Genomic DNA, 8,832 nt, shown 5'->3' with positions numbered 1-8,832 from the left:
GCCTTGACCAGAACCTCACCGGTGCTCTTGTCCACGATATCGCGAACCGCGACCACCCGACCGATGTGCTCCTGCATGTTGTCGCTAGGCAGCGTGTCGGTCTGCTTGTCCATCGTCAGGAAGAACGCTCCCAGAACGATGTCCTGCTGTGGCGAGACGATGGGCGAGCCATCGGCAGGCGAGAACAGGTTGTGGGTCGAGAGCATCAGGATGCGCGCTTCCGCCTGCGCCGACGACGACAGCGGGATATGAACCGCCATCTGGTCGCCGTCAAAGTCCGCGTTGAAGGCTTTACAGACCAGCGGGTGCAGCTGGATCGCTTTGCCGTCCACAAGCTTGGGCTCGAAGGCTTGAATTCCGAGGCGGTGTAGGGTGGGAGCACGGTTGAGCATCACGGGATGCTCTTTAATGACTTCCTCCAGCGCATCCCAGACCTCAGGACGCATGCGCTCGATCATGCGCTTGGCGGTCTTGATGTTGCTGGTGAAGCCACGCTCCACGAGAGTCTTCATCACAAACGGCTTAAAGAGCTCCAGTGCCATCTCTTTCGGCAGACCACACTCATGGAGGTGCAAGTCCGGGCCGACCACGATCACGGAGCGACCGGAGTAGTCCACGCGCTTGCCGAGCAGGTTCTTACGGAACCGGCCCTCTTTACCCTTGAGCATGTCCGAGAGAGATTTAAGCGCACGCCCATTGCTTCCCGTTACCGGGCGAGTGCGGCGTCCGTTGTCAATCAGCGCATCCACGGCCTCTTGAAGAAGCCGCTTCTCGTGATTCACAATGCTCTCAGGAGCGCGAATCTCCTGAATCTTCTTCAGACGGTTGTTACGGTTGATGATCCGTCGGTAGAGGTCGTTGAGGTCAGACGTGGCAAAACGTCCCCCATCGAGCTGCACCATTGGGCGAAGCTCTGGCGAGATCACCGGAACCGCATCGAGGATCATCCACTCAGGGCGGCTCTTGGAGTCAATAAAGGCATTGACAACTTCGATACGCTTGATGGCGCGGAGCTTCTTAGGCGGGCTGGTCGTCTCCTCGATCTCTTTTCGAAGCGAGCGCTGAAGCGGCTCCAGCTCGATCTCCATGAGGAGCTTCTTGATCGCCGCCCCCCCCAGACCAGCTTGGATGATGTCTTCCAGGCTCTCGTCTATACGGCGGCTGACCACCTCGATCAAGCGCTCAATCGCGCGCCAGTCGTCCTCGGCCACGAGCATCTTCTTCTCGACCTTGGGCAGGTTCTCCAGACTTGCACGGAGGATCAGCGCCTGCTCTTCGGCGTCTTTTTTCTCCTGGGCAATGCGATCTTCCAGATACTTGTACTTATCGGCAATCTCTTCTTCCGTGTAGTCGACACGCTCAACTTCTAGCTCTTCGCCATCCTCGTTGTACATCGCCTCAGGATTGACCGGGCGGCCCATGGCGATCTCGCGGGCGATCTCCTCGCGCCACTCAACAATAGCCACATCGCGGTCGTCCTCAATCTGCTGGATCTCTTGCTCAACGGCCTGCTTGAACTGCTCCATCCCCGTCAGAATGCGCGACTTGTCAATATCGGTGACAATGTAGCTGGCGAAGTAAAGCACTTTCTCCAGAGGACGCGGTGTCATGTCCAGAAGAAGCGCCAGCGGCGACGGAACGCCTTTCAGATACCAGATATGGCAGACAGGCGAGGCAAGCTCGATGTGGCCCATGCGCTCGCGGCGAACTTTGGAGCGAGTAACCTCAACCCCACAGCGGTCACAGACGACCCCTTTGAACTTGACTTTCTTGTAGCGCCCACAGTGACACTCCCAGTCCTTGGTAGGGCCGAAGATCTTCTCGCAGAAAAGCCCATCACGCTCGGGCTTAAACGTTCGGTAGTTAATGGTCTCAGGTTTCTTGACTTCACCATAAGACCAAGTGCGGATCTGATCGGGGGAAGCGATCCCGATACGAATTTTATCAAATGTACTAGCGTCGGCCATTTTTTCCCTTTCGGAAACAAGGCAGTGCCCTGTGTGCTTTTAGAAACCACACAGGGCCAAACCAACTCTTAGAAAAACAAACTAGCTCAGAAGCAACGAGTCTTCTGACTCCTGCTGACGACGAATCTGCGCACGGCGGCGGCTGGCTTCGTCATCAAGGAAGTCTTCATCCTTGTCCTTCAGATCAATCTCAGCACCGGCAACATCCTCGACCGTCACTTTTAGAGCGAGGCTCTGTAGCTCGTTGACCAGAATCTTAAACGACTCTGGCACACCAGGCTCCAGCATGGGCTCACCCTTGACGATAGACTCGTAGGTTTTCACACGGCCTAAGACATCGTCAGACTTGATGGTAAGAATCTCCTGAAGCGTGTAGGCTGCGCCATACGCCTCTAGGGCCCAGACTTCCATCTCGCCGAAGCGCTGTCCACCGAACTGAGCTTTACCACCGAGGGGCTGCTGAGTCACGAGGCTGTAGGGGCCAGTTGACCGAGCATGGATCTTGTCGTCCACCAGGTGCGAGAGCTTGAGCATGTAGATATTGCCCACGGTCACGGCCATGTTGAACTTCTCACCGGTTCGTCCATCGCGAAGATCCATCTTACAGAGATCCTCGTGGAAGCCCACTCGCCGCCAGACACGCTCCCGGATCTCCTTGATCAGGGCATCGTAGGGGAAGTCAGCAGGAATATTGTCGATGACTTCTGGTCCCATCAGGGTCGAAGAAACGCGCTCCAGAGTCTCGGCATCCAGGTCGCGGAGTGCGGCTTCCAGAGGCCCGAGGAGATCCTCTAGGTTCTGTCCACCCTCACTCACTTCCGGGAAATCCACCGAGAGCTGCAGATCACTCTTAACATAGTGCATCAGCATCTCGCGGCGGCGCTTCTCACCGAAGCGGTTCATCTCACCGAGAATCTCCTCTTCGTTAGACCCCTCAAAGATCGGCTCCACAAACTGGACACCAAACTCACGAGCGGCCAACCCAAGGTGCGTCTCCATGATCTGACCGATGTTCATGCGGCTAGGCACACCCAGCGGGTTGAGCACAATGTCCACCGGAGTACCATCGGGCAGGAACGGCATGTTCTCTTCCGGCATGATCTTAGAGACCACCCCCTTGTTGCCGTGGCGGCCCGCCATCTTGTCGCCTTCCATGATCTTACGCTTCTGGGCGATATAGACACGGACAAGCTTATTGACGCCCGCTTGCAGCTCATCGGGCGTCAGACGCTCCAGCTCACTGCCATCGTAGGGCGACTCCAGCGAGTCGGGCCGCTTGGAGAAGTTGAAGATATTGCCGCTCGCATCTTTGTACTTGTAGCGCGAGAAGACTTTAATGTCAACGATCTTGCCTTTTTCACCGTGTGGAACGCGCAGCGAGACATCGCGGGTCTCTTCGGCTTTTTTGCCAAAGATGGCGATAATCAAGCGCTCTTCCGCCGTCAGCTCCCCTTGGCCCTTGGGGGCAACTTTTCCAATGAGAATATCATCGCTTCGGACTTCTGCTCCAATGCGAATAATCCCCTCTTCGTCTAGGTCTTTGAGAGCATCTTCCCCGACATTGGGAATGTCGCGGGTCATCTCTTCAGGTCCTAGCTTGGTGTCGCGTGCCTCAAGCTCATATTTCTCAATATGAATCGACGTGTAGACATCGTCGCGAACCATACGACGAGAGAGCAAGATAGCATCCTCGTAGTTGTAGCCATTCCAGGGCATAAAGGCGACTAAGACGTTCTGTCCCAGTGCCAGCTCTCCCCCGTCGGTACACGGCCCATCGGCGAGCACTTGCCCCTGCTTGACACGCTGACCCGGCTCGATGATAGGACGCTGCGTGATACAAGTCGCTTGGTTGGAGCGGATCATGTTGAGCAGCCAGTAGCGATCAATCTTGCCCTCACGGGTCTCGATAATGATCTCCTCGCTGGTGACTTTCTTGACCCGACCGCCGCGCTTGGCAACAATGATCGCGCCGGAGTCCAGAGCCGCACGCCGCTCCATTCCCGTCTTGACCAGAGGCGCATCGGGACGAAGTGTCGGAACAGCCTGGCGCTGCATGTTCGCGCCCATCAGAGCACGGTTGGCATCGTCGTTCTCAAGAAACGGAATCAGCGACGTACCAACCGAGACAAGCTGCTGGGGCGAGACATCCATGTACTCCACCTCTTTGGCGGGAACATAGGGATACTCGTGGTTGTGGCGCACCTGCACCAGAGCCGTGGTAAAGCTACCATCTTCGGCGAGGCGAACACTCGCCGGGCAGATATGGTAGTGGTGCTCGTTGTCGGCAGGCAGCCAGTCCAGCTCGCGGCTGACCTTGCCCCCAATGACACGCCGGTACGGGGTCTCGATGAACCCAAACGGATCCACACGAGCGTGCACGGCGAGCGAGCCGATCAGACCAATGTTGGGGCCTTCAGGCGTCTCAATCGGACAGATACGACCGTAGTGCGAGTGGTGGACGTCACGGACTTCCAGCTTGGCGCTCTGACGAGAGAGACCACCGGGTCCAAGAGCCGAGAGACGGCGCTTGTGGGTGAGCTCAGCCAGCGGGTTGGTCTGGTCCATGAACTGCGAGAGCTGCGAGGAGCCAAAGAAGCTCTTGATCGCGGCGCTCACGGGCTTGACCGAGAGCACGACCTGGGGAATGATATTCTCCGCATCGTACTGAGTCATGCGCTCTTTGGCCACTTTCTCCATGCGCAAGAAGCCCATGCGAAGCTGCGAGTAGAGCAGCTCCCCGACAGAGCGAACGCGCTTGTTCTCAAGGTGGTCAATGTCATCGGTCGTGAAGCGCATCTTCGCCTCTTCCGATGCCTCTGCACGGGACGATTCCTGCATCCCGATAAGATACTCAATCACGGCGATCAGATCGTACTTGGTGATATTGCGCACCGAGAGCGGCAGCGAGATGCGCAACTTTTTGTTCAGCTTGTGGCGCCCCACCTTAGCCAGATCATAGCGACGTGTGTCGAAGAACATCGAGTGCAGTAGCGCCTTGGCAGAGTCATCGGTCACAGGGTCGCCGGGACGAATCTTGTGGTAGATATCGTGAAGGGCGCTCTTGCGATCGACGATCTTAGCCTCTTCTAGCTCAAGGCTAGCCCCGATGAAGCGGTGCACTTCCAGCACCTCAACTTCGCGCTCTAAAACCGCCAGCTTCTTCGAGACCTCACGGTCAATTCGGGCGTAGGCCGGGACGATCAGCTTACCCGCCGCGTCGAAGAGATCGGTCGGGGCATAGCGCCACTTCGCTTCCGCATCCACATCCACCTCGGCGAGCTGCTCGCTGGTCACCATGGTGCGAGTGCTGAAGTACTCTAAAAACTGCGCATCGGTTTCGAGATCGAAGCCGGTTAGGAGACACTTGGTCTTGCGAGTACGAACCGCCTGCTCGCCGCCCAGCGCCTTGACAAGCTCACGGTAGTGATCCGCCGTGACATCGGTGCCCTTCTCCAGAAGAACCTCGCCCGTCACTTCGTCAACAATCGTCTCCGCCAGGGTCTTGCCCACGAGCTCACGGAACTCGATGACAAACTCACCCTCCGGGGAAGCGACATCGAAGGCGTGAAGTGCCCGCAGCAGGGTCATGATCGAGAATTTCTTGTTCTGCCCGATGCGCACCGTAATGGCACCCGCATCCGTCTCAATATCTACCCAAGGACCTTCTGAGGGAATCAGAGTCGCAAAGAACTGCCACTCCAGTAAGTTGCTCAGAGAGTCGCGGAAGTAGATACCCGCAGAGCGTGAGAGCTGTGAGACCACGACGCGCTCAGCGCCATTGATCACAAAAGTCCCCTTCGCGGTCATCAAGGGCAGATCGCCCAGATAGACCTCAGACTCGATCACTTCCTGACCAGTACTCGTCAGTCGAACACGCGCCTTAATCGGCACTTCAAAGGTCACATCGCGTGACCTACACTGCTCCAAAGAATGTTTTGGTTCACCTAGAGTGAAGTCCACCAACTCAATGGCGGTTTGACCGGTGAAGTCATAGATGGGAGAAAAAGATCGGAACAGTTCATGCAACCCATCTTCGAGGAACGAGCGAAATGAATCTAGCTGCAGTTCGACGAGATTGGGGATCGGGGCGGCATGCTCGGTACGCTTCGCCTGATGCTGAATTTCCATACGGACTGGAACCCCTCCTAATTCGGGCTTCGTGTGACGAGGTCGGGGTACACAGACCTCGGCTCTCCGAGCCCAAAATGCCACTTATTGGGTCGCTTTCCGCGGCTCCTCCTATTGTGGCACGAATTCTTAATTTACCGCTGTATTATCTACCTGTCAACAGTGTGAGCCTATTTTTTTTCAATTTTTCTTGACGGTGTGAAGAAACAGGGCTATAATCGCCTCACTGCCTCGAACACATTCGGGGCTATTTGTGTTGGTTTAGGAAACGGCTATGGCTGAAGATATCGTCCTGACTGTATCAGGCAAGAAAAAAATCGAAGATGAGCTGGAGCAGCTACGCAGTGTTGAGATGCCTGCGCTTGCGATTCGCATCCGTGAGGCCCGCGACTTAGGGGATCTCTCGGAGAACTTTGACTACCAAGACGCCAAGCGTCAGCAGGGCTTCATTGGAGGCCGAATCGCCGATCTCCAAGCGATGCTAGAGCGCGCGATTCTCGTCCCTGAGAGCGTCCCCGGCAGTGGCATCGTGGGCTTGGGTTCGACGGTTCATGTCCGCGATACAGAGTTCGCGGAGGAGATCACGTATAGGCTCGTGGGCTCCTACGAAGCAGACCCCGCCAACGACCTCATCTCCGCCGCCTCGCCCGTAGGAGCCGCACTGATGGGTAAGAAGGTCGGGGAGAGTGTCGCGGTGACCACGCCTGGCGGGACGATGACCCTGGAGATTCTCAGCGTCGAGTAGCCCTCCTCCCCCAGCCCCCTCCTCCCAATCCTGGGAGGAGGGGGAGTAATGGTCAGAGTTTTGATTACGATGCGTGTTCTGTTTATCTGCCTGGGAAATATCTGCCGCTCCCCGATGGCGGAGGCGATCTTTCGGCACAAAGTTGAGCAAGCGGGGCTAGAGACACGGATTCTATGCGACTCGGCAGGGACGGGCGGCTGGCACGCAGGCGAGCTGCCGCATAGAGGCACGCAGCAGATTCTTCAACAGCACGGGATTGACTTCTCCAGCATCCGCGCTCGTCAGCTTACCCGCGCCGATCTTGGTGCTTTTGATTATCTCCTGACCATGGACAGCGCCAACCTGCGCGATGTCCGCCGACTGGGGGAACCTGTCGGCACGCTGCGCCCTGTGCTTGAGTTCGCTCCCGCGTTGGGCTACACCGAAGTGCCCGATCCCTGGTACGACGGCAACTTTGCCCTTACCTATCAGCTCCTCGATGCTGCCTGCGACGGCTTGCTAGACCACTTCAGGTACACTCTCGGGGATGGATCGTATCGAGAACCTCTCGCTCCGTGACCTGCGCCTGCTGGTGACCCTAGCCGAGCGTCGGCACTTCGCTCGCACGGCCGAAGAGTTTGGGCTGAGCCAAGCGACTCTCTCTGCAATCGTGAAGAAGATCGAGGCGGCCTTTGGCGTCCCCCTCTTTATCCGCACCAGCCGCAGTGTCTCGCTTACCCCCGAGGGCGAGAGCGTGGTGCGCCAGGCGCTGATTGTTCTAGACGAGTCCCTGATCCTCGCACAGACATTTCAGTCGGCGAGTGCCCCGCTCTGTGGCCGTTTTCGCCTCGGGGCGTTTCCGACCCTTGCGCCCTATCTCTTCCCGCTGATCTTGCAGCCCCTCCAAGCCGCCTACCCCAAGCTCCAGCTCGTACTCACCGAAGCGCTCACCGAGGAGCTTCTGCGTCAGCTCCGCGCCCGGCAGCTCGATGGCGTGCTGCTCGCCCTTCCTCAGGACGAGAGCGACCTAGCCGTCTACCCGCTCTTTCGAGAGCCGTTCTGCCTTGCGGTGAGCCACCAGCACGCACTGGCGCAGAAAACTGCGCTAACCGTGGCCGATGTCCCGCTCGACGAAATGCTCCTTCTGGAGCCAGGCCACTGCCTACGCGACCAAGTGCTCGCGGCGTGTGGAACGGCATTTCTGGCCCACAAGCGCATCGTCCACGCCGCCGGGCTAGAGACACAGCGTGCCCTCGTGGCCGCCCAGCTCGGAATCGCGATCCTTCCCGCGCTCGCCACTCGCAAGCCCGACGACTCCGTGTGCGTCCTGCCCTTTGTTTCCCCCAAGCCCGGTCGCGATATTGGCCTCGTGATCCGAAAAACCAGCCAAGACGACCGCGATGCCCAAAGCCTCGTCGCCTTCCTACGCCACCTCCCCGAGACGCAGCCATTGATCGAAAAATCCGAAGCTTAACATCGGTGAAACCGGGTTGATCCTGCCCTCACTCGCGGAGATAATGGGAGCATGTCAAACCCTATCAATCACGATGTTGAGAGCCCCGAGGGCGATAGCGCTCCAACCAGTAGCCGCCGGAACTTTCTGGCTGCGCTAGGCTGCACGCTAGCCTCCGGTGCCGTTGCGTCCACTGCGGCTGCCTTCCCTGGTGTGCCTACGGATCTTCTCGCTCCAGAGAAGCCCACCGAGAGTGTGCCTACGATCCCCAGCACCGTGGGCAAGTGCCCATTTCATGCCGAAGCTGAAACAGCGCCAGAGCAGCAGGCCGTGGCGGGGCGTGGGATGCAGAACCGGGACTGGTGGCCCGATCAGCTTCGCCTGAATATCCTGCGCCAGCACACCTCAGCCTCCAACCCGATGGACGAGAAGTTCGACTATGCCGCCGAGTTTAAGACGCTGGATCTGAAGGCCGTGAAGAAGGACATCTTCGCGCTCATGACCTCGTCGCAGGACTGGTGGCCCGCTGACTATGGGCACTACGGCCCATTTTTTATCCG

General features: G+C 57.9%; 5 protein-coding genes and 1 pseudogene. 4 read left to right on the top strand and 2 right to left on the bottom strand.

Translation table 11 applies throughout. From position 1 onward, the window contains the following. Positions 1-1,967: DNA-directed RNA polymerase subunit beta' (locus AC1XOS_RS16260; RefSeq protein ID WP_481963274.1), on the bottom strand; the 1,967-nt coding region annotated here is incomplete at its 3' end. A gap of 81 nt (positions 1,968-2,048) precedes the next feature. Continuing rightward, on the bottom strand, positions 2,049-6,095 hold the full coding sequence (rpoB, locus tag AC1XOS_RS16255; protein ID WP_481963273.1) for a DNA-directed RNA polymerase subunit beta: 4,047 nt from the start codon (positions 6,093-6,095) through the stop codon (positions 2,049-2,051). Positions 6,096-6,369: 274 nt separating this feature from the next. On the opposite strand from rpoB, the gene greA reads away from it, so the two are divergent. From greA to AC1XOS_RS16235, 4 genes and pseudogenes are all read left to right on the top strand, one after another. Then, positions 6,370-6,840: a transcription elongation factor GreA gene (greA, locus tag AC1XOS_RS16250; RefSeq protein ID WP_481963272.1), complete on the top strand. Its 471-nt coding sequence runs from the start codon at positions 6,370-6,372 to the stop codon at positions 6,838-6,840. Between the two features lie 69 nt (positions 6,841-6,909). Continuing rightward, positions 6,910-7,398, top strand: coding sequence for a low molecular weight protein-tyrosine-phosphatase (locus AC1XOS_RS16245; RefSeq protein ID WP_481963271.1), 489 nt, complete (start codon positions 6,910-6,912; stop codon positions 7,396-7,398). Then, positions 7,367-8,293: a hydrogen peroxide-inducible genes activator gene (locus AC1XOS_RS16240; protein WP_481963270.1), complete on the top strand. Its 927-nt coding sequence runs from the start codon at positions 7,367-7,369 to the stop codon at positions 8,291-8,293. The genes AC1XOS_RS16245 and AC1XOS_RS16240 overlap by 32 nt, the downstream gene beginning before the upstream one ends. A gap of 51 nt (positions 8,294-8,344) precedes the next feature. Then, positions 8,345-8,832: pseudogene (locus tag AC1XOS_RS16235) on the top strand (hypothetical protein); the annotation flags it as partial.

It is taken from the genome of Armatimonas sp. (genome assembly GCF_964826245.1).
The sequence above is the reverse complement of the archived record's forward strand: the minus strand, read 5'-3'. Positions and strand labels throughout refer to the sequence as shown.